This is a genomic window from Chelatococcus sp. HY11 (assembly GCF_018398335.1).
GTDB lineage: Bacteria > Pseudomonadota > Alphaproteobacteria > Rhizobiales > Beijerinckiaceae > Chelatococcus.
Genome location: NZ_JAHBRX010000001.1, coordinates 2,543,582 through 2,562,303, shown reverse-complemented (window position 1 = coordinate 2,562,303; position 18,722 = coordinate 2,543,582). Strand labels below are relative to the sequence as shown.

Annotated in this window: 20 protein-coding genes and 1 tRNA gene; 14 read left to right on the top strand and 7 right to left on the bottom strand. The window is 64.0% G+C overall.

Annotated elements, in window-relative coordinates; translation table 11 throughout:
- Nucleotides 1-61: 61 nt before the first annotated feature.
- Nucleotides 62-943, bottom strand: coding sequence for a pyrimidine 5'-nucleotidase (locus KIO74_RS11710; protein ID WP_213332146.1), 882 nt, complete (start codon nucleotides 941-943; stop codon nucleotides 62-64).
- A 212-nt stretch (nucleotides 944-1,155) separates the two neighbouring features.
- Between KIO74_RS11710 and KIO74_RS11705 the strand changes: the two genes are divergently transcribed.
- Nucleotides 1,156-1,362: a hypothetical protein gene (locus KIO74_RS11705; RefSeq protein ID WP_213332145.1), complete on the top strand. Its 207-nt coding sequence runs from the start codon at nucleotides 1,156-1,158 to the stop codon at nucleotides 1,360-1,362.
- 166 nt (nucleotides 1,363-1,528) lie between these two features.
- On the opposite strand, the gene argB is transcribed toward KIO74_RS11705, so the two are convergent.
- The 3 genes from argB to map all read right to left on the bottom strand — a co-directional run bounded on the left by argB (nucleotide 1,529) and on the right by map (nucleotide 3,749).
- Nucleotides 1,529-2,449, bottom strand: coding sequence for an acetylglutamate kinase (gene argB, locus KIO74_RS11700; protein ID WP_213332144.1), 921 nt, complete (start codon nucleotides 2,447-2,449; stop codon nucleotides 1,529-1,531).
- A gap of 72 nt (nucleotides 2,450-2,521) precedes the next feature.
- Complete coding sequence (locus tag KIO74_RS11695; protein WP_249730956.1) at nucleotides 2,522-2,899, bottom strand: DUF423 domain-containing protein; 378 nt, start codon at nucleotides 2,897-2,899, stop codon at nucleotides 2,522-2,524.
- A gap of 25 nt (nucleotides 2,900-2,924) precedes the next feature.
- Nucleotides 2,925-3,749: a type I methionyl aminopeptidase gene (map, locus tag KIO74_RS11690; RefSeq protein ID WP_291955580.1), complete on the bottom strand. Its 825-nt coding sequence runs from the start codon at nucleotides 3,747-3,749 to the stop codon at nucleotides 2,925-2,927.
- Between the two features lie 212 nt (nucleotides 3,750-3,961).
- On the opposite strand from map, the gene KIO74_RS11685 reads away from it, so the two are divergent.
- The 11 genes from KIO74_RS11685 to KIO74_RS31715 all read left to right on the top strand — a co-directional run bounded on the left by KIO74_RS11685 (nucleotide 3,962) and on the right by KIO74_RS31715 (nucleotide 13,946).
- Nucleotides 3,962-4,990 (top strand): bile acid:sodium symporter family protein, encoded by a 1,029-nt coding sequence (locus KIO74_RS11685; protein ID WP_502762050.1) that lies wholly within the window; start codon nucleotides 3,962-3,964, stop codon nucleotides 4,988-4,990.
- A gap of 217 nt (nucleotides 4,991-5,207) precedes the next feature.
- Nucleotides 5,208-5,342, top strand: coding sequence for a 50S ribosomal protein L34 (rpmH, locus tag KIO74_RS11680; RefSeq protein WP_213332143.1), 135 nt, complete (start codon nucleotides 5,208-5,210; stop codon nucleotides 5,340-5,342).
- 16 nt (nucleotides 5,343-5,358) lie between these two features.
- Nucleotides 5,359-5,907: a ribonuclease P protein component gene (gene rnpA / locus KIO74_RS11675; RefSeq protein WP_213332142.1), complete on the top strand. Its 549-nt coding sequence runs from the start codon at nucleotides 5,359-5,361 to the stop codon at nucleotides 5,905-5,907.
- Nucleotides 5,904-7,754: a membrane protein insertase YidC gene (gene yidC, locus KIO74_RS11670; protein ID WP_213332141.1), complete on the top strand. Its 1,851-nt coding sequence runs from the start codon at nucleotides 5,904-5,906 to the stop codon at nucleotides 7,752-7,754. The genes rnpA and yidC overlap by 4 nt, the downstream gene beginning before the upstream one ends.
- A gap of 179 nt (nucleotides 7,755-7,933) precedes the next feature.
- Nucleotides 7,934-8,494 (top strand): YceI family protein, encoded by a 561-nt coding sequence (locus tag KIO74_RS11665; protein ID WP_213332140.1) that lies wholly within the window; start codon nucleotides 7,934-7,936, stop codon nucleotides 8,492-8,494.
- A complete protein-coding gene (locus tag KIO74_RS11660; RefSeq protein WP_213332139.1) occupies nucleotides 8,491-9,042 on the top strand; it encodes a cytochrome b in 552 nt (183 codons plus the stop codon). Before KIO74_RS11665 ends, KIO74_RS11660 begins: the two co-directional genes overlap by 4 nt.
- Before the next feature lie 97 nt (nucleotides 9,043-9,139).
- Nucleotides 9,140-9,808 (top strand): ribosome biogenesis GTP-binding protein YihA/YsxC, encoded by a 669-nt coding sequence (yihA, locus tag KIO74_RS11655; protein ID WP_213332138.1) that lies wholly within the window; start codon nucleotides 9,140-9,142, stop codon nucleotides 9,806-9,808.
- Nucleotides 9,801-11,234, top strand: a complete 1,434-nt coding sequence (locus tag KIO74_RS11650) for an FAD-dependent oxidoreductase (protein ID WP_213332137.1) — start codon at nucleotides 9,801-9,803, stop codon at nucleotides 11,232-11,234. Before yihA ends, KIO74_RS11650 begins: the two co-directional genes overlap by 8 nt.
- Nucleotides 11,235-11,330: 96 nt before the next feature.
- Nucleotides 11,331-12,716: a sensor histidine kinase gene (locus KIO74_RS11645; RefSeq protein WP_249730955.1), complete on the top strand. Its 1,386-nt coding sequence runs from the start codon at nucleotides 11,331-11,333 to the stop codon at nucleotides 12,714-12,716.
- A gap of 291 nt (nucleotides 12,717-13,007) precedes the next feature.
- Nucleotides 13,008-13,084: transfer RNA gene (locus tag KIO74_RS11640), tRNA-Arg, on the top strand.
- A 601-nt stretch (nucleotides 13,085-13,685) separates the two neighbouring features.
- Nucleotides 13,686-13,946 (top strand): hypothetical protein, encoded by a 261-nt coding sequence (locus KIO74_RS31715; RefSeq protein WP_291979933.1) that lies wholly within the window; start codon nucleotides 13,686-13,688, stop codon nucleotides 13,944-13,946.
- Nucleotides 13,947-14,140: 194 nt separating this feature from the next.
- Here the strand turns inward: KIO74_RS31715 and KIO74_RS11630 are convergent, their stop codons facing one another.
- The 3 genes from KIO74_RS11630 to KIO74_RS11620 all read right to left on the bottom strand — a co-directional run bounded on the left by KIO74_RS11630 (nucleotide 14,141) and on the right by KIO74_RS11620 (nucleotide 16,186).
- On the bottom strand, nucleotides 14,141-14,467 hold the full coding sequence (locus tag KIO74_RS11630) for an antibiotic biosynthesis monooxygenase family protein (protein ID WP_213332134.1): 327 nt from the start codon (nucleotides 14,465-14,467) through the stop codon (nucleotides 14,141-14,143).
- A gap of 299 nt (nucleotides 14,468-14,766) precedes the next feature.
- Complete coding sequence (locus KIO74_RS11625) at nucleotides 14,767-15,168, bottom strand: RidA family protein (RefSeq protein WP_213332133.1); 402 nt, start codon at nucleotides 15,166-15,168, stop codon at nucleotides 14,767-14,769.
- Between the two features lie 58 nt (nucleotides 15,169-15,226).
- On the bottom strand, nucleotides 15,227-16,186 hold the full coding sequence (locus KIO74_RS11620) for a quinone oxidoreductase family protein (protein ID WP_213332132.1): 960 nt from the start codon (nucleotides 16,184-16,186) through the stop codon (nucleotides 15,227-15,229).
- Nucleotides 16,187-16,556: 370 nt separating this feature from the next.
- On the opposite strand from KIO74_RS11620, the gene KIO74_RS11615 reads away from it, so the two are divergent.
- Together KIO74_RS11615 and KIO74_RS11610 are read left to right on the top strand one after the other, a co-directional pair.
- Nucleotides 16,557-17,450, top strand: coding sequence for a LysR family transcriptional regulator (locus tag KIO74_RS11615; RefSeq protein ID WP_213332131.1), 894 nt, complete (start codon nucleotides 16,557-16,559; stop codon nucleotides 17,448-17,450).
- Nucleotides 17,451-17,654: 204 nt separating this feature from the next.
- Nucleotides 17,655-18,590, top strand: a complete 936-nt coding sequence (locus KIO74_RS11610; protein WP_213332130.1) for a pirin family protein — start codon at nucleotides 17,655-17,657, stop codon at nucleotides 18,588-18,590.
- The last annotated feature ends 132 nt before the right edge of the window (nucleotides 18,591-18,722 follow it).

The window sequence follows — 18,722 nt, the reverse complement described above, 5'->3', positions numbered from 1 at the left end:
AACGCCGAGACTGGCGGAAGCGAACAAGGGCGTTGAAAGGCGCCCTTGTTGATTCAAACCTTTACGGTTCGCCTCGACGGTCACGCATGCGCCCAAGAAAATCGGCGAGGTCGTCGGTCATGAAATCGATATGAGGCGCGATCATGGGGGCCTGTTCCTCCGCCTCCCGGAAGGGGTCGAGGGTCTTCGGCAGGACGAGCACGGTCGCCATGCCCAGCGCGTGGGGCACGACGAGGTTCTTTTCGATGTCTTCGAACATCACCGCGCCTGCCGGATCGACATTATGGCGATCAAGAAAACGCTCATAGGTGCTCTGCTCCGGTTTGGGCACGAAGCCGGATGCGACGATGTCGAACACGTCCTCAAAATGCTCGCGGATGCCGAGCTTGAGTGCGACGGCTTCCGCGTGCGCCCGTGAACCGTTGGTGAGGATCAGCTTGCGGCCCGGCAGAGCAGCGATGGCCTCCCCAAGAAGGGGATTAGGCAGAAGCGATGAGTAGTCGATGCTATGGGCGAATTCGAGGAACTCTTCCGGATCGATTCCGTACTCCTCCATCAGGCCACGCAGGGTCGTTCCATAGCGATGGTAGTAGTATTTCTGCAGCGCGCGCGCCGAGATCCCGTCGAGGCCGCAAAGCTCCACGAGGAACAGGGTGATCCGGAGGTCGACCTGTGGCCAGAGCTTGGCGTCGTGCGGATAGAGTGTGTTGTCGAGATCAAAGATCCAGGTGTCGACATGCGCGAGCGATGGCTTGTGCGTCAGCGCCTCCGGGAAAGGAGCTGCTTGGCGTAAGGCATTGGGCAGGCTTTCCGGCAGGTTTGGCAGATCGTCGACGGGCGGTTTGAGGAAGGACACGTTGAAAAGGCTCCGTTCCCGGAACGTGGTATCGAAGGCTTGCCCCGGGCTTGAGGCCCGGCGAGGCGAGACAGCCTCTGTCGACATCACGCTCCCTCTAGTGGACCTCGACCGCGAGGCGTGGACGAGGGGGAACCTGCTTAGATGGTTGCAGGGCGCGGAGGATGCAAGATCTGATGTCTGCTCGCGTGAAAAGCATCGCATCCCGCGCAAATGCTCGCTCCCCACGCATGGTCTGGAACTGGGGTTGCCAAAATGGATTGTCAGGCCAGTTGTTTAATTGATTTGAGGACCAGATCATGGTGGAAACCGGTGATGACGGCGGGCGCCATAGCACGCCGCTCGCTGAGCTCACGAGCGCGGCGAGCCTCGAGGCGCTCAACGCGACATTGGCCTTGCGGCAGATCGATGCCTTGCGGATCGTCTCGATCGTGCTGGAACCGGCATTTTTTGACCCGGTCGGCCGGCTGGTCAAACCAGCCTATCGTGTGCTTTATCGGCCTTGAGGCGGATTGCCGGGAACGGTTCGTTGAATCCGGGTTCAAGCCCGCAGCTGGGTCACCCGCGCGGGTGACCCAAGACGCAGCGTCCCAAGAGGCCGCGTCCCAAGAGGCAGTGTTCCAGGAGGCAGTGTTCCAGGAGGCAGGTTCGCGGGCTGAACGTTGATCAGCCCTACCTCCGGATCAGCGTGCCGGCGCCGTGGTCCGTGTAGAGCTCCAGCAGCACGGCGTGTGACACCTTGCCGTCCAGGATCACGACGCCCTCAACGCCCTGCTCAAGGGCGTAGATGCAGGTCTCGACCTTGGGGATCATGCCGCCCGTGATCGTGCCGTCGGCGATGAGGTGGCGGCATTGCTCCACGGTGAGCTCGGGCAGGAGATTCTTGTTCTTGTCGAGAACCCCCGGTACGTCGGTGAGCAGCAGCAGCCGCTTGGCGCGCATGGCACCCGCGATCGCGCCCGCGAAGGTGTCGGCGTTGATGTTGTAGGTCTCGCCGTCGGCGCCGACCGCTACCGGTGCCAGCACCGGGATGATCTCCTGGCCGAGCACGGAATCGAGAACCGTGCGGTCCACCCGCTCCGGCTCGCCCACGAAGCCGAGATCGACCACCTTCTCAATGTTGGAATCGGGGTCGACGACCGAGCGTGTCACCTTGCGGGCGGTGACCATGTTGCCATCCTTGCCGCAAAGACCAATGGCCTTCCCGCCTTCGGCGGCGATGGTGCCGACGATCTGCTTGTTGATGGAGCCGGCCAGCACCATCTCGACGATCTCGACGGTCGCTTTGTCGGTGATGCGCAGGCCCGCGGCGAACTCGGATTTCACGCCAAGCCGGTTCAGCATCTGGCCGATCTGCGGGCCGCCGCCATGCACGACGATCGGCTTCACGCCGGATTGCTCGAGGAGCACGATGTCCTCGGCGAAATCCTCGGCGGCTGCGGGATCACCCATGGCGTGCCCGCCATATTTCACGACCACGATCTCCTGGTCGTAGCGCTGCATATGGGGAAGGGCCTGCACCAGAACCTCGGCGCGGGTATGCACGTCGGGCAGGTCGGCGAGAGGGGTGGGAGCGGCTTTGTTATCGGACATGCTATGTCTCGCCGTTGGCAGGATGCGGATGGCGCAGTCTTTTAGCGAAGACACACGACTTTGTCGTGTCTTTCAAGAGCGTCGCGGAATGAGAGCGGACAGGCCGATGGCGACCCAGGCTATCATCAGCAGCGTGCCGCCGGTGGGGGCCGCCATCGCGAAGAGGGGCGTGCCCGTGAGGGCGCGCATGGCAAGATCGCCGCTGAAGCCGATGAGCCCAAGAATGACGAGTACGCCACCAAGGCGCAGCAATCCGGCGCGACCAAGCCCGACATGGTCGGCAATGGCTATGGCCAAGAGGACGGGCGCGTGAAAGAGCAGGAAATCCGCCGCTGTGCCGAGGCTGCCGCCACCCGTGACATGGGTGGCCGCGGCTGCCGCCGCTACGCCGGCGAGGCCGGCGACAGCACCGAGGATCATGAACAAGCGGTCGATCAACGAGATTGGCATTCCTGAGACCTCATCGTGCCCGCGATCAGGCGGCGGGGTAGGGGGGCTCGGTGAAGCCCTTCGGCGACAGGGTGAAGATCTCGACGCCCGTCTCCGTCACGCCGACGGTGTGCTCGAACTGCGCGGACAGCGACCGGTCCCGCGTCACGGCGGTCCAACCGTCGCCCAGCACCTTCACCCCGGCCTTGCCCGCATTCAGCATGGGCTCGATGGTGAAGAGCATGCCGGGCTCCAGCACGACGCCCGTGCCGGGCTCGCCGTAGTGCACGACCTGTGGCGCGTCATGGAACACCTGGCCAAGGCCATGGCCGCAGAAGTCCTCGACCACGGAAAAGCGTTCGCGCAGCGCTATCGCCTCGATGGCGTGGCCCACATCCCCGAGGGTGTTGCCGGGCTTCACCTGGGCAATGCCGGCCATCATCGACTCGTAGGTGGTGTGCACGAGACGTGCGGCCTTCACGGAAACTTCGCCGACGAGATACATGCGGCTCGAGTCGCCATACCAACCATCGAGGATGGGCGTGACGTCGATATTGAGGATGTCGCCCTCCGAGAGGAGCTTCTCGGAGGGAATGCCGTGGGTGACGACGTGATTGACCGAAATGCAGCTCGCATGGCGGTAACCCTTGTAGCCGATCGTCGCCGGCACGGCGCCGGCCTTGCGCATGAACTCCTCGCAGAGGGCATCAAGCTCGGCCGTCGACACGCCGGCCCTGACCGCCGGGGTAATGAAGTCGAGGGTTTCCGCGGCCAGCCGGCCGGCGCGGCGCATGCCGGCAAACGCTTCCTCGCCATGAATCGGAACGGGACGACCTGTCACGTCGACCTGGGTGGAATACTGGAGCGTCACGTCGAGCCCTTCATGCTGGAATTCATCTTGCGCGGCACCTTCATTAGCCGCGATGTGGTCGCCGTCAACCGTTCTGCGAGCACCTCAGCCGTCGCATGGAAGCATGGTTGCGCGCATGGAGCGCATAGCGCCGTTGCCGAGCAAGGGGTTCACAACCCCGCTATGACCGCTTTATGTGCGGACCTATCCCGATTGATCATTGATAGAGGCCCGTGATCGTGCGTTTTCGCTTCCGGCCTGACAAATTCATCATCATCCTTCTGGCTGTCGTCCTGCTCGCCTCGCTTCTTCCGGCGCGTGGCGCGTTCGTCGACTATCTCGGCTATCTCACGGATTTCGCGGTCGCGCTGCTGTTCTTCCTGCATGGCGCGCGGCTTTCACGAGAGGCCGTGGTCGCTGGCGTACGCCATTGGCGCCTGCATCTCGTTATCATCGCGGTCACCTTCGTCCTCTTCCCGTTGGTCGGGCTGGCGCTGGGGCCCCTGTCGCCGTCGTTGCTGACGCCGACGCTCTATTCCGGCATTCTTTTCCTCTGCGTGCTGCCGTCGACCGTGCAATCCTCGATCGCCTTCACATCGATGGCGCGCGGCAACGTGCCCGCTGCGATCTGCGCCGCTTCCGCTTCCAACATCTTCGGGATGGCCCTGACTCCTCTCCTGGTGGGCGTGCTGCTGCATACCCAGGGCGGCGGCGTCTCCAGCGATGCGGTGATCGCGATCCTTCTGCAACTTCTGGCGCCATTCGTCGCGGGCCAGCTTCTGCAGCCCTGGATTGGCGGCTTTGTCCGTCGGCACAACCGCGTGCTCGGGATGACGGACCGCAGCTCGATCCTGCTGGTCGTCTACGGCGCCTTCAGCAAGGCGGTCGTCGCAGGGTTGTGGCAGACCTTTGACGTCACGACGCTTCTCGTCATGGCCGCCGTCGATGTCGTGCTTCTCGGCTGCGTCATCCTGGCGACCACCTACGGCAGCCGTCTGCTCGGCTTCTCGAAGGAGGACGAGATCACCATTGTCTTCTGCGGGTCGAAGAAGAGCCTTGTCAGCGGGATTCCGATGGCGAACGTCATTTTTCCCGCGCAGGCTGTCGGTGCGATCGTGCTGCCTCTCATGCTCTATCATCAGATTCAGCTGATGGTCTGCGCGGCCATGGCGCAGCACTATGCCGCGCGTCGCCCGCCAGACGCCGACAAGCCAGGAGAGGACGGCGTCAGGGGCAACAAGGAGGTCGTGACGTCCGTCTGATGCCGTTGACTTTCTGAATGCCTTCCGCCATAAGCCGCTCATGTCGACGGCGCTCTTAACGGGCGCCGATCGTCGTCTTGGTCGTCGTCTCGGCGTCTATCGTTTCGGGGTGACAATCGGCAGCAAACAATCATCAAGGTCGTTACCGGCTTGCCGGGGCGATGTCGGGCGCGAGGTCTTGAGGCCGCCGCGCCCCTACGGGACCGGAGACTGGGCCGTGAAAAGGACGTATCAACCGAGCAAGCTCGTGCGCAAGCGCCGGCATGGGTTTCGCGCGCGGATCGCGACCAAGGGCGGGCGCAAGATTATCGCTGCGCGTCGCGCACGGGGCCGTACGCGCCTGTCAGCCTGACACGGCGCAGGCTGGCATGTGCGACGTCCCGGCGGTTCAGCATGGGCGGCGCTCGGCCCAATTGCCGCGCCTTCAAAAGCGTTCCGAGTTTCTGGCTGCTGCGCGCGGCAAACGATTTCACACTGAGCGCATGAGTGTTCAGTGGATTGATCGCGCGCGCGGAAAGTCGCTCGCCCGGCCTATTCCCGACGCCGATGCTCATGAGCACGATGTCGTGAATGTGCCGGGTTTTGGTTGCTTGTCGCAGGCGGATGCTGCCCTCTCGGCCGCCACAGGGCCGGAGCGGGGGCCGCGCTTTGGCCTTACCGTGACCAAGAAGACTGGCAACGCCGTCGAGCGCAACCGTATCAGGCGCCGGCTACGCGAGGTATTGCGCAAGCTGAGGCCGGAGTGGCCGGAAGCAGCGCTCGATGTTGTTGTCGTGGCCCGGCGCGGCGCTTTATCCGCCCCCTTCGACATGCTTGCGGTTGATCTCAAGCGGGCCATCGCCACATTTTCGTCAACACGGAAGCGAGCTGAGCGGCCTTCCGCCCACCGTCCTGCCAACACAACGGATCGTCCATGATCGGCGACAACAAGAACCTGATCCTCGCCATAGTGCTATCGATCGTGGTGCTGACGGGCTGGAACTATTTCTTCGGCATGCCGAAGGTGGAGCAGCAGCGACAGGCTGCTACCCAGACTCAGCAAAATGCGACGCCGGGGCAGCCTTCGAGCACCGCGCCGCAGCCGGGAGCGCCTGGTGATGCTGGCTCCGCGCAGACGGTGCCGGGACAGAGCGGTGCCACATCCGCGCCGGTCAGCCGCGAGGCGGCGCTGGCGCGCAGCCCCCGTGTCATCATCGACACGCCGAAGATCGCGGGTTCGATTGCCCTGCGGGGAGGACGCATCGACGACGTCTCGCTGAAGGCCTACCACGAGACCGTCAACCCCAAGAGCCCGAACATCATCCTGCTGTCGCCGTCCGGCAGCCCGCATCCCTACTACGCCGAGTTCGGCTGGGTCGGCAGCGGCGAGGGCGTGCCGGCGTTGCCGAATGCGGAAACGCTCTGGACCGTGCCCGAGGGCGCGCGCCTGACGCCGCAGACACCGGTCACGCTGACTTATGACAACGGGCAGGGCGTCAGGTTCCTCCGCACTATCGCGGTCGACGACGACGCGATGTTCACCGTGACGGACAGCGTGGAGAACACCGGCACAACGCCGATGACGCTTCACCCCTACGGCCTTATCTCGCGTCACGGCCTGCCGCAGACCCAGAATTTCTACATCCTGCATGAAGGCCTCGTCGGTGTGCTTGGCGACAAGGGCTTGCAGGAGGTCAGCTATTCGAAGCTCGCCAAGGAGCCGGCCCTGCCGGGTGGCGGAACGGGCCTCCAGTTCCCGGATGTGACGGGCGGCTTTGCGGGCATTACGGACAAATACTGGGCGACCGCGCTGATTCCCGATCAGAAACAAGCCTATTCCGGCCGTTTCTCCGAGCGCCAGTTCAACAATCAGCCGACCTATCAGGCCGACGTGCTCTCGGGGCCGTTGACTGTCGCCCCCGGCGCCTCGGTGCAGACGACAATGCATCTCTTCGCGGGCGCTAAGGAAGTTGCTGCTATCCAGGGATACGAGAACACCCTGGGCATCAAGGGCTTCGACCTGCTGATCGATTGGGGATGGTTCTATTTCATCACCAAGCCGATGTTCTGGCTGCTGGACTTCTTCTACAAGCTCTTCGGCAACTTCGGCATCGCCATCATCACCGTGACGGTGCTGGTGAAGCTCGCCTTCTTCCCGCTGGCCAACAAGTCCTATGCCTCCATGGCCAAGATGAAGGCCGTGCAGCCGGAAATGGTCGCCATCCGCGAGCGTTTCGCCGATGACAAGATGAAGCAGCAGCAAGCGCTGATGGAGCTGTACAAGAAGGAGAAGATCAATCCGATCGCCGGCTGCTGGCCGATGCTGATCCAGATTCCGGTCTTCTTCGCGCTCTACAAGGTGCTCTTCATCACTATCGAGATGCGGCACGCGCCCTTCTTCGGCTGGATCCACGACCTGGCCGCGCCGGATCCGACGACGATCTTCAACCTGTTTGGCTTGATCCCGTGGGATCCGTCGACGGTGCCGGTGCTGGGGCACTTCCTGATGCTTGGCGCCTGGCCGATCATCATGGGCTTCACGATGTTCGTCCAGATGAAGATGAACCCGACGCCGCCCGACCCCATCCAGCAGATGATGTTCTCCTGGATGCCGGTGATCTTCACCTTCATGCTGGCGTCGTTCCCGGCCGGTCTCGTCATCTACTGGTCCTGGAACAACCTGCTCTCGGTGCTGCAGCAGGGCTGGATCATGCGCAAGAACGGCGTGAAGATCGAGCTGTGGGACAACCTGCGCGGGATGTTCATGAAGAAGGCCAAAGCCTGATAGCTGCTTAGCGCCCGGCCAATCTGCGGGGCTCCTTCACAAAGCTTTGAAGCGCCCGCCCGCACGAAGAGTGCGGCGCGGGCGTGAACGCGTTTATAATCAGTGGCACTTATCCGATCCGACCGAAACAGGTCAGCTCATGTGAACGGGTGGCGCGGTGGTGACCGCGTGTGTGCGTCATGCGCATCAAGCCGTTGCTGCTTCTCCTTGTCTTTCTCGCGCCTTCTGTCGGGCTGGCACAATCGGCCTTTCGGATCGATCCCGCGCGCACGACCATCACCTTCGTGATCGATGCCGTCGGCTTTCCCCAGACACGAGGCGTCTTCCGCCAGTTCTCCGGTCGCCTCGCGCTGGATTTCAACCGGCCGGCACGCAGCCGCGTCTCCTTCAACGTGATGGCCGCGTCGCTCGACACCGGATCGTCCAGCCTTGATGACTACATCCGCGCGCCCGGTTTCCTTGATGTCGCGCACCATCCGACCATCACCTTCTCGTCCACGAACGTGGAGAAACGCGACGAACAGACGGCCATCGTCAACGGCGATCTGACCATGCTCGGCGTGACAAAGCCGGCGGTCTTCACCGTCAGTGTGGGGCGCGACGCCGGGCGCTCCCACGCGGTGGTCGATTTTGTCGCCAAAGGCGTCGTCCGGCGTTCTGAGTTCGGCATGATCAATGGCCAGCCATTGGTATCCGACGACGTGACAATCACTGTATCGACCGAGGCGTCCCAGGAATGAAGCCTGCGTCGATACCCGCCGCTGCTCGTTGGAGTCTGCAGGGGCGGGTGTTGCACTGGGTCATGGCAGCCCTCCTCGTTGGGCTCGTCGCGCTTGGCCTGACCATGACCCGCCTTCACGCCGATCTCGGCACCACCTTCGCGCTCTATCAAGCCCACAAATCTTACGGGCTTGTCGCTCTCGTCCTGGTTGTATGGCGTATCGTCTGGCGGCTCAGGACATCGCCGCCACCGCCGCAGGCCATGCGGAGGGCCGAGTGGCGGATGTCACGGCTGGTCCACGTCCTGTTCTATGGGGCGATGGCGGCGCTGCCGCTGACGGGCTGGCTGATGGCTTCGGCATCGCCCCTGCGCCTGCCCACCCGGCCCTTCGGGCTGTTCACGATGCCGGACCTTGTAGCGCCTGACGCGGGCCTCTTTATGGTGTTGCGCTCCATTCATATGGCGCTGGCCTATGGTCTCGTGGCCCTGCTCGTCCTGCATGTCGCCGGCGCCTTGAAGCACCGCCTCATCGACCGTGATGACACGCTGGGACGTATGGGGTTCTGAGCACGGCCTCCGGCTCATTCCGCCTAAAATACCAACCTGCTTACTCTATGCGACGGTGGTGCTTGCAGAATTCCGGGCAAAGCTCGATAAGATGCGCATGACCATTGCGACATCCAGCACCGATGCCAACTTGCTCGAGACGGGGCGGAAGCTCTTCGCGGGGCCCGCAGATTTCGTGTGGGCCGCCGCCGCGCGGGACAGTCTGCCTCCTCTCGGCGGGCTCGAAATCGCCTTCGCCGGCCGTTCCAACGTTGGCAAGTCGAGCCTCGTCAATGCCCTGACGGGACGCAAGACGCTGGCGCGGACCTCGCACACACCCGGGCGCACGCAGCAGTTGAACTTTTTCGCCATCGGCGCGGGACCGGCCTTCACCCTGGTCGACATGCCCGGCTATGGCTATGCGGCTGCCGGCAAGGAGAAGGTCGCGGCGTGGACACGGATGATCCGCAGCTACCTCAAGGGGCGCTCCACGCTGGGCCGCGTCTACGTGCTGATCGACGCGCGACATGGCATCAAGGACATCGACGCCGAAGTGCTCGACATGCTGGACGTGGCGGCGGTGTCCTATCAGATCGTCCTGACGAAAGCCGATGAACTCACGGCCGCGGCGCTTGCCAGTCGCCTGGAGGAGACGCAGGCGGCCATCGCAAAGCGGCCGGCGGCATTCCCGGGCATAGCCCCGACATCCAGCCGTGGCGGTATGGGCATCCCGGAACTGAGGCAGGCCATTGCCGATCTCGTCGCCGAGCGGAGCAACCATGGCTGAGATCCTGCGTCCCGACCTTTGTGTGGTCGGCGCCGGACCGGGGGGCTTCACGGCGGCGGCGACCGCCGCGTTGTTTGGCGCGCCTGTGGTGCTCGTTGCCAATCAGACGCTCGATGGCCCGTGGCGCAGCGCCGGCGCAGCCGCCTCCGCGGCCCTGTCCTATGCCGGCGCGCATGTACGCGCGGCGCGTGATTCCGCGTTTCTCGGCATGGGGGCCAGCGCGGCGCGGATCAACCACCCCCGCGTCCATGCCCATGTGCAACGGGTTGTCGCGGCGTCCGTCGCGGAGGAATCCCCCTATCGCCTTGCGGCGCTTGGCGTGCGTATCCTGCAGGACGAGGCGCGTTTTATCGATGGGCGCAGTCTGCGCGTGGGCGACACCACGGTTACGCCGCGCCGGTTCCTGATCGCGACCGGGTCCGAACCCGTCATCCCAGACATCCCGGGCCTTGCCGATATCGACGTTCTCACAGACGACAGCATCCTCGACACGACCCATCATCCCGAGCGCCTCGTCATCATCGGTGCCGGCCGCACAGGGTTGACGCTGGCGCAGGCGCAACGGCGCCTGGGCGCCGAGGTGACGCTGATCGATCGTGGTCCGGCCCTGCGCCGGGAGGATCCGGAGATCGCGGCTTTCGCCCTTGCCGCGCTGCGGCGGGAAGGCATCACCATTCACGAGCGCGCCACGGTCAAGCGCGTGGAGGCGACCCGCGACGCGCTCCATGTGGATGTCGAGACCGAGGGTGATGGCGACATCGCCATCGAGGCGAGCCATGTTTGCGCGGCCGTGGGACGCAAGCCCACATTCGGAGGGCTGGACCTCCAGGCCGCCGGCATCGCCACAACGGAAACGGGGATAGCCCTGCGTCGCGGCCACGCCACCAGCAATCGCCGTGTTTATGCGCTGGCCGCAACCTCGGGCGCTGGCACGGACAGCCATTTCGCGGCTCACCTCGCCAAGGATGAGGCGCGCCGGATCGTGCGCGGCATCCTCTTCCGCGCGGCGCCCGCCGCTCCCGCCGTCCCCCGTCTCACCATGACGGACCCGGAGATCGCGGCCGTCGGCCTCAGCGAAACCGAGGCGCGTGCCCGGCACCGTGACGTGCGAATCCTGCGCGCGCCTTTTGCCCAGAATGAGCGCGCCGAGGCGGATCGCGCGGCCGCGGGTGAGATTAAGGTGGTTTTGACCAGGCGCGGTGGCATCCTTGGATGCGCGATCGTTGGTCCGGCGGCCGGGGAACTCATTGTCCCCTGGACACTTGCCATAGCGGAAGGGTTGACGATCGCGCAGTTCTCCCGGCTGGAAATGCCGACATCGACCTATTCCGCTGTTTCGCGCGATGTGGCCTTGAGTTTCTATGGGCCGCAGACGCGGAGCCGATGGGTGAAGGGCATGGTACGTTTTCTGCGATCTTTTGGTTGATGGACCAAGCGGATGGAGGGCTCCCGATCCCAACTTCCGCCAATTCTCGGAGCTGAGGGCGCGGCGCGGCCTCACCCGAGTGGCGGCTCTGCGCCTTTGTTCGGGCTTTCGGCGCGCCTCCTGATCCTCACCGTGCTCTTCGTCATGATCGCCGAAGTGCTGATCTATGGGCCTTCGATCGCGAGTTTTCGTGTTTCTTGGCTGAACGACAGGCTGTCTACGGCCCAGGTCGCCGGGCTCGTGCTGGAAGCCACGCCGGAGGGCGGTATCAACCCCGCCTTCGAGCAGAAGCTCCTCGCGAGCGTCGGCGCGCAAGCCATCGCCGTGAAGGTCGGCGGCGCCCGCCATCTGGTCGCGCTCGCCGATACGCCGGCCGAGGTGGCCGAGACCATCGATCTGCGTGAGCCCGACTGGCCGACCCTGATCGTGGACGCCTTCCGCACCCTGCTACAGACGAACGACCAGCCGGTGCGGGTCATCGGACCGGGCATGGGCGCTGCTGCCTTCGTGGAAATGATCATCGATCCGCGGCCGCTCCGGTCGGCGATGCTCGATTTCTCCCGCCGCATTCTCCTCGTCTCCCTGATCATCTCGGCGATTACGGCCGGGCTGGTCTATCTCGCCCTGCACTGGCTGATCGTCCGTCCCGTCCGGCGGCTCTCCGCGAATGTCGCGGCCTTCGCCTCCGCCCCGGAGGACTCAAGCCGCATCATCGTACCCTCGGCGCGCAGCGACGAGATCGGCATCGCCGAACGGGCGCTCGCGGAGATGGAGAACAGCCTTGCGGACGTCCTGCGCCAGAAGCGGCATCTCGCGGCCCTCGGCCTCGCCGTCAGCAAGATCAACCACGACTTGCGCAACATGCTCACTGCGGCGCAACTTCTGTCCGATCGTCTCCTGCAGGTCGCCGATCCGGGCACGGCGCGTTTCGCGCCACGTCTTGTCGCCACGCTGGGGCGAGCCATCGATTTCTGCCAGGCGACGCTCGCCTATGGCGGCGCGGCGGAGCCTGTGCCTCAGCGCCGGCGTGCGCCGGCGGCACCGCTGTTTTCAGACCTGCGCGATCTCCTCGATGTCGGGGATGACCTAGAATTCGTGCAGGACATCCAGCCGGATCTCGTCATCGATGCGGATGCCGAGCAGATGTCACGGGTGCTGCTCAACCTGTGCCGCAATGCCCTGCAGGCCATGGAACAGCATCCACCTGTCGGCGAGCCGCGCCGTCTCGTCGTGACAGCGCGGCGCGCAAGCGACCGCCCCAGTGCCGTGACCATCGACATCATCGACAATGGCCCCGGTGTCGCCGAGAAAGCCCGTGGCAAGCTGTTCGAGGCGTTCCAAGGCACGACCCGCGCGGGCGGCTCCGGCCTTGGTCTCGCCATCGCGGCCGAACTCGTCCATCTGCATGGCGGAGACATCACGCTCGAACCGTCCGAGAAGGGCGCGCATTTCCGCATCGTGATACCGGATCGCGCTGCCTGATCTGGAGCAAGTCCGCATCAGGCGGGCTTGCTGCAAGGCCATGTCTGACGCATGAGCGCGCCGATCCCTGCCAGGAATGGCCACCGCGAGCGGCAGGCGATGTCCAGATGGCAATGCACCCCACGGCCCCGACGTCCGCTGGTTCCTCACAGGCGCTCCCGGGGGAGGTTATCCCCAATTGACCACTTTCTTTCAGTCTTGTGACTAAAGGGGCTTGCCAAGCGAAGCGGGAGGTTCTAATTCACCGACCTCACCTGATGACAGCAATATGTTGCTTCATCAGCGGGACGCGCGCCGGTAGCTCAGCTGGATAGAGCACCAGACTACGAATCTGGGGGTCGGGAGTTCGAATCTTCCCCGGCGCGCCAATGACTTAGCACCTATATCCGGGGTGCGTGTTACCGGTTCCCGTTCAGATTGGTCCGAACGCTCCACGCGAAGCTTCGCGACACGTCCATCTGCTCCAAAGCCTCTCGATTGTATATCATGGTCGTGGACATCTGTTCATGTGTCGCCGCCTTCATTGCGTCGGCCGGCTGAGCTCCCGCCTCGAGCGCCTCAGAGACAGCCTCCCCGCGAGTCATCGTGAGGAAAGCCGGTCACCAGACATTTGCCGCATTCTCTATTGTTTCTCCTCTGTCATTGCTTCTCCGTCCCTCTCAAGCTGCTGAGGAAGCGGGATTGATTCGACCCCGCCTCGGAACATGTGTGTCAGGTGTCGATTGATCTTCCAGGTGCCGATTCGCGTCGCCAAAGCCAGGAGATCCGAAATGTCACAAAAGCCTCCCCCCATTCCAGCAGGGGGAAGATCCGGAAAGGGCCCCACGGGACCTCGCGCGGACAAGGAAAAACCCGCCACCCAAAAGGCGAATGAAAACCCCGCGCAGAAGGGGGATCAAGCGAACATTCGGCAAAACACGACCCATCAAGGTCTTCAGCAAGACCGTTAATGCTGATAGGAGCTCCTACGTGTCAACTTCAACCAAGACGCCAGCATCCATTCGTCATGGCGGGCCTGGCGCATCGCATGAGAATGCGAAAGACGGACACGTCGTTCGAAAGCCGCCTGCGGATGACGAGCGCGATCGCCGTAGCCAGACTTCCGGCGGCGGCGGCGAGGCGGATCGTCACCACACGCATGATCCGGAGATGAAGGGGGGCGGCAGCCGTCCGTCGAGCCAGGTCCATCCGCGCCGATCTGATCGGGATCGAATGCCGACAGGACGCTGACGCTGTCCTTTGGACGGCGCAGGCGCAGCGTGCCTCGCTGGCCGACGCCGGCCAGCCCTTGCCCACCATATCGTGAACACCGAAGGTATTGGCGAGATCGAGAGCGAGATCGCTGGCGATACGGTGCGGGAGGGCTTTGGGTTCGCTCATGAAATGCGGCTCGGCTCCCCCTGTCGACCTCGCCACAACCTCCTTCAGCGCAGCCCCTGCCGGTCGATCAGGATGCGGTGGATCTCAATGCGTTCGGGTAGCTCAATCAACAACTCGGCGTCGCGGTCGAGATGATGGACCTTTGTCGGATCGCCCTTGGTGAACGCGGTCATCGCGTCCATGTCGGCCCAGTAGGAGATGGTGGTGAACCACGTTTCCTCTCCGCTGTCTTCACGGAAAAGCTGCACGCCGAGCGCGGTCTTTTCAAGCGGCGGAACGCCCTCCCTGCGGTTATAGGCCTCATACTCGTCGGCGCGGTCGCGGCGTGTGCGTCCGCGCCAGATGCGGGCAATGGCCGGCTTGGTCGGCATGGCAGCCTCCTTCAAGAAAGTGACAACAGGTCGCGCCGGCTCCTGCCGGCGCGGTGCGTGGCGACAGGCATGATGTCGGGAGAGAAACTCGCGGACGAGCGACAGCGGGACGCGTAGGGATAGCCGTGCGGCGGCAGCAGCACTGGGGCGCCGTTTGGACCCGCCTCGCGAAGGAACAAGCGGTGCTGGCCAATCTGCCCATGGCGGTGCCGAATTGAGGTATCAGGCATAGCATCGCTCCATGCGACACCATCGCAATGCATTTAGCCGGTGTTGGTTCCTCGCGTGGCGGAAGCCGCCTAATGGATGATGGCGGTGACGCGAATCTCGAAGCGCATCGCCGGCAAGCCTAAAGCCTCGACCCCCACCTGCGTCCAGACTGGTGCGTGGTTGGGCATGTACTGGCGGCACAGCTTCACGATCGTTTCGTTCACGACCGGCGGAAAGCCACCGACATGATAAGTGTTGATGTGAATGACATGGCTCCAGCTCGCGCCGGCCTTCGCCAGAACAAGCTCGATATTGCCAAAGGCCGCGGCGATCTCATCCTCGATTGCCTCGGGAATCTGCAGGTCGTCATTCCAACCACCCTGGCCAGACGTCTCCACCCGGTTCCCGATCTTGACGGCTGTCGAGAAATGCAAGGTTTGGCGGAAACGTTCGCCAAAGCCCGGCGTGACGATGAATTCGGGCTTATCCATTTTTCTCTCCTGGTTTGGTTCGATGGGCGCCATCACCTGACCGGGGCGCTCATTGCCTCTACGAGACGATGACGACGCGCCCGAGGATGGAATTGTTTTCGGCATAGGCATGGGCCTCAGCAGCCGCCGCGAGGGGAAACGTCCTGTCCACGATCACCTTGAGGCTCCCGGTTGCCGCCAGCTCCAGCATGCGGGAGACCGTGAGGTATACATCCGGCTTCTCCAATTGCGTTCCCATGAAGACACCAAAAAGCGATTGGTTCGCCTGGAGCGCGGGCCACAGATTGATATTGAGCTGCGAACCGCCGGCGTTGCCGACGAAGACCAGCCGCCCCTCGGGACGGAGCACCGCCAGGGAACCTTGCAAGGTGGTTCCTACCGGGTCCACGACGAGATCTGCGCCACGCCCTTCCGTCAGGCGCATGACCGTATCGACGACGTCGGACGAGTGATGATCGATCGCATGATCCAGGCCAAGCTCGATAAGGCGCTCTGCCCTCTCGACCCCGGAGACCGTCGCGAGCACAGTCGCGCCTGCTTGATGCGCGAGCTGGATGGCGGCGAGTCCGACGCCACCGGCGCCGGCCTGGATGAGGACGGTCTCCCCACGCTTCAAACCGCCTCGCGCGAAGAGGCAATGATGGGCGGTCCCGAACGCGATCGGCAGAGCCGCGGCAGCGGCCATGTCGAGCCCTTGCGGCACAGGCCAGGTCCGGTTGGCGGCAACGGCGCGCAACTCCGCGTGCGAACCGGCGAGATCGAAGCTCGTCACCTTCTGGCCCACCTGACGATCCTTCACGTTCTCTCCGACCGCGATGATTGCGCCGGCGGCCGCATAGCCGACGACGAAGGCTGGATGAGGCGGAGGCGTGGACGCGCGATTGATCAGGTCGCCGCCCTCGACAGCGGCAGCCTCGACGCGGATCAGGACACCGTCGCTTGGGCAAACCGGATCGGGCACATCCGCGTGGCGAAGGACATCCGGCGGGCCGGGATGATCGTAGATGGCTGCTTTCATGGTTATCTCATCGCGCCATGACGCGCTTTGGAGAACGGTTAGGCGCGTCGGCAAGGGGGCCGTTGACTATGGCAGGGGCCAGCAAATACGGCGTCCATTCCGGAAGAGGCGCCGGAACGCGGCGACAGGTCCTGAGGCTGAGAGACCTGCCCGCAGCCGCTTCAATGCGTGACGAACGCCAGAAGGTCGGCGTTCAGCACGTCGGCGTCCACCGTCAGCATCCCGAGCGAGAAAAGGGATAGGTCGTCAGCGAGCCGCTTCGAGACACGCGCCAGGCTGTGACGCTGCCAAAAGCATTCTGACGTTCCTTTTGGTGACGGGCTAGTGCCATAGTCTGGTACGCTGCGTCGCGAAACGAGGAACGCCCGAATTGGACATCGAGGATCTCCGAACATTCGTAGCGGTGGCTGACGCGGGGGGCGTGTCGGCCGCCGCGCGCCGGCTCGGCGTCTCCAAATCGATCGTCAGTCGGCGGCTTTTACGGATCGAAGCGGAGCTCGGCGTCCAGCTTCTTGCGCGCACGACCCGCGGCGCCGCGCTCACCGAGGCGGGCATCACGTTCAGAGACCATGCGGCCCGAGCCGGCGCCGAGATCGATACGGCCAGGGAAACGATCGTCCCCACCGGCGAACTGCGTGGCGTCCTGAGGGTCGCAATGCCGCTTACTTTCGGCCCGACGCATTTCGCCCCCGTTATAGCGGAAATGGCGCGTCAGCATCCGCAGCTCCACGTCCACACCTCCTACAGTGATCGCTTCGTCGATCTCATCGTAGAGGGTTTCGATTGCGCGATCCGGGGCGCCTACCTTCAGGATTCCAACCTGATCGCGAGGCGCGTCGGGCCGATCCATGGAAAGCTTGTCGCAAGCCCGGGTTATGTCGAAGCGCACGGGTCACCCGAAGCCCCGGACGAACTCGTCACCCATCAGTCCCTCATGCAGGGAACGGAAACCTGGCAGTTCATGGATGGCGACAAGATCGTCACGGTTCAGCCGCAGGGCAGGTTCAAGGCCGACAGCGCCACGGCGCTTGCCGCGGCGGCGGCGGCAGGTCTCGGCATCGCCTGGCTCCCGAACTGCATCACGCATGAATATGTGGCCTCCGGCGCGCTGATCCCGATCATGACACGCTATCCGGTGCCTCCGGGAGCCGCGTATGTCGTCCGCCCGCCGAGTCAGCATCCCACGCGGAAAGTGCGGGTGCTCACGGAGATGCTGATCGAGTACTTCGCACGTAATCCGGACGTCTGGGGCCATGACGGCTAGGACACGCGCGGCTCGACGCCTGGTCAAGCAATCGTGTTCGACGATCGTACCCATGCAAGCCGCCGTGTTCGCGGACGTCGCCGGCGCGTTCCACTTGCTGCGACACGGCTTAGCGCATCACGGGGCTAGTTTGATCGAGGGTCGCGCGCCACTTTAGACGTTCTGGAAGCCCAGGACCGGAAGTCTGATGAGAGGATGGCGTGCATGAGTTGGAACCCGGCGGTCGAACCCGGCTGTCCCGATGCGGTCGGCATTGACGCGATCGAGACCCTCATCGTTCCGCGAACACGCGACCTCGGCGGCTTCGAGGTCCGGCGCGCCCTGCCGGCGCCAAAGCGGCAGATGGTGGGGCCCTTCATCTTTTTCGATCAGGCGGGCCCCGCCGAGTTTCTGACGGGGCAGGGGGTCGATGTCCGGCCGCACCCGCATATCGGTCTGGGCACCGTCACCTACCTGTTTCGTGGCGACTTTCATCATCGGGACAGCACCGGGGCCGACCAAATCATCCGTCCCGGCGAATTGAACTGGATGGTTGCCGGTCGTGGTGTGTCCCATTCCGAGCGCACCTCCTCGACGGCCCGCAGTGGCCCGAACAGCCTGTTCGGAATCCAGACTTGGCTGGCGCTGCCCGAGCGTCACGAGGATATGGCACCGATGTTCGAGCATCATGGCAAGGAAGCGCTGCCGGTGATCGAGGATAGCGGCGTCTCGGTCCGGCTCATCCTCGGCAACGCCTATGGCGAGAAGGCCCCTGCGACAATGTACTCGGAAACCTTCTACGCCGACGTGAAGCTTGACGCGGGAAGCCGGCTGCCGATGCCGCAGGATCACGAGGACCGGGGTATCTACATCGTCGAAGGCTCGATCTCGATCGCCGGCCAGGATTTCGAGGCCGGTCGGATGATGGTCTTCCGTCCGGGCGACAGAATCACCGTCGCGGCTGGTGACAGAGGCGCGCGCTTGATGGTCCTCGGCGGCGCGAGCCTTTCGGGACCCCGCTACATCTGGTGGAATTTCGTCGCGTCTTCGCAGGAACGCATCGAAGAAGCCAAAGCCGAATGGCGCGCGCAGAACTGGGGCAAGGGCCGCTTCGATCTCCCGGCCGATGACCGGGATGAGCACATCCCCCTTCCGGACTGACCGGGGGAGATAACATGATCGCCGGCGGCTTGGGCGACAGGGGCGGCTTGGGCGGGCGGGGCGACATGAACAAGATCATCCTGAGATTTCGCGTTGGCACACGAGAGTTCAGGCCAGCCACTCGACCACACC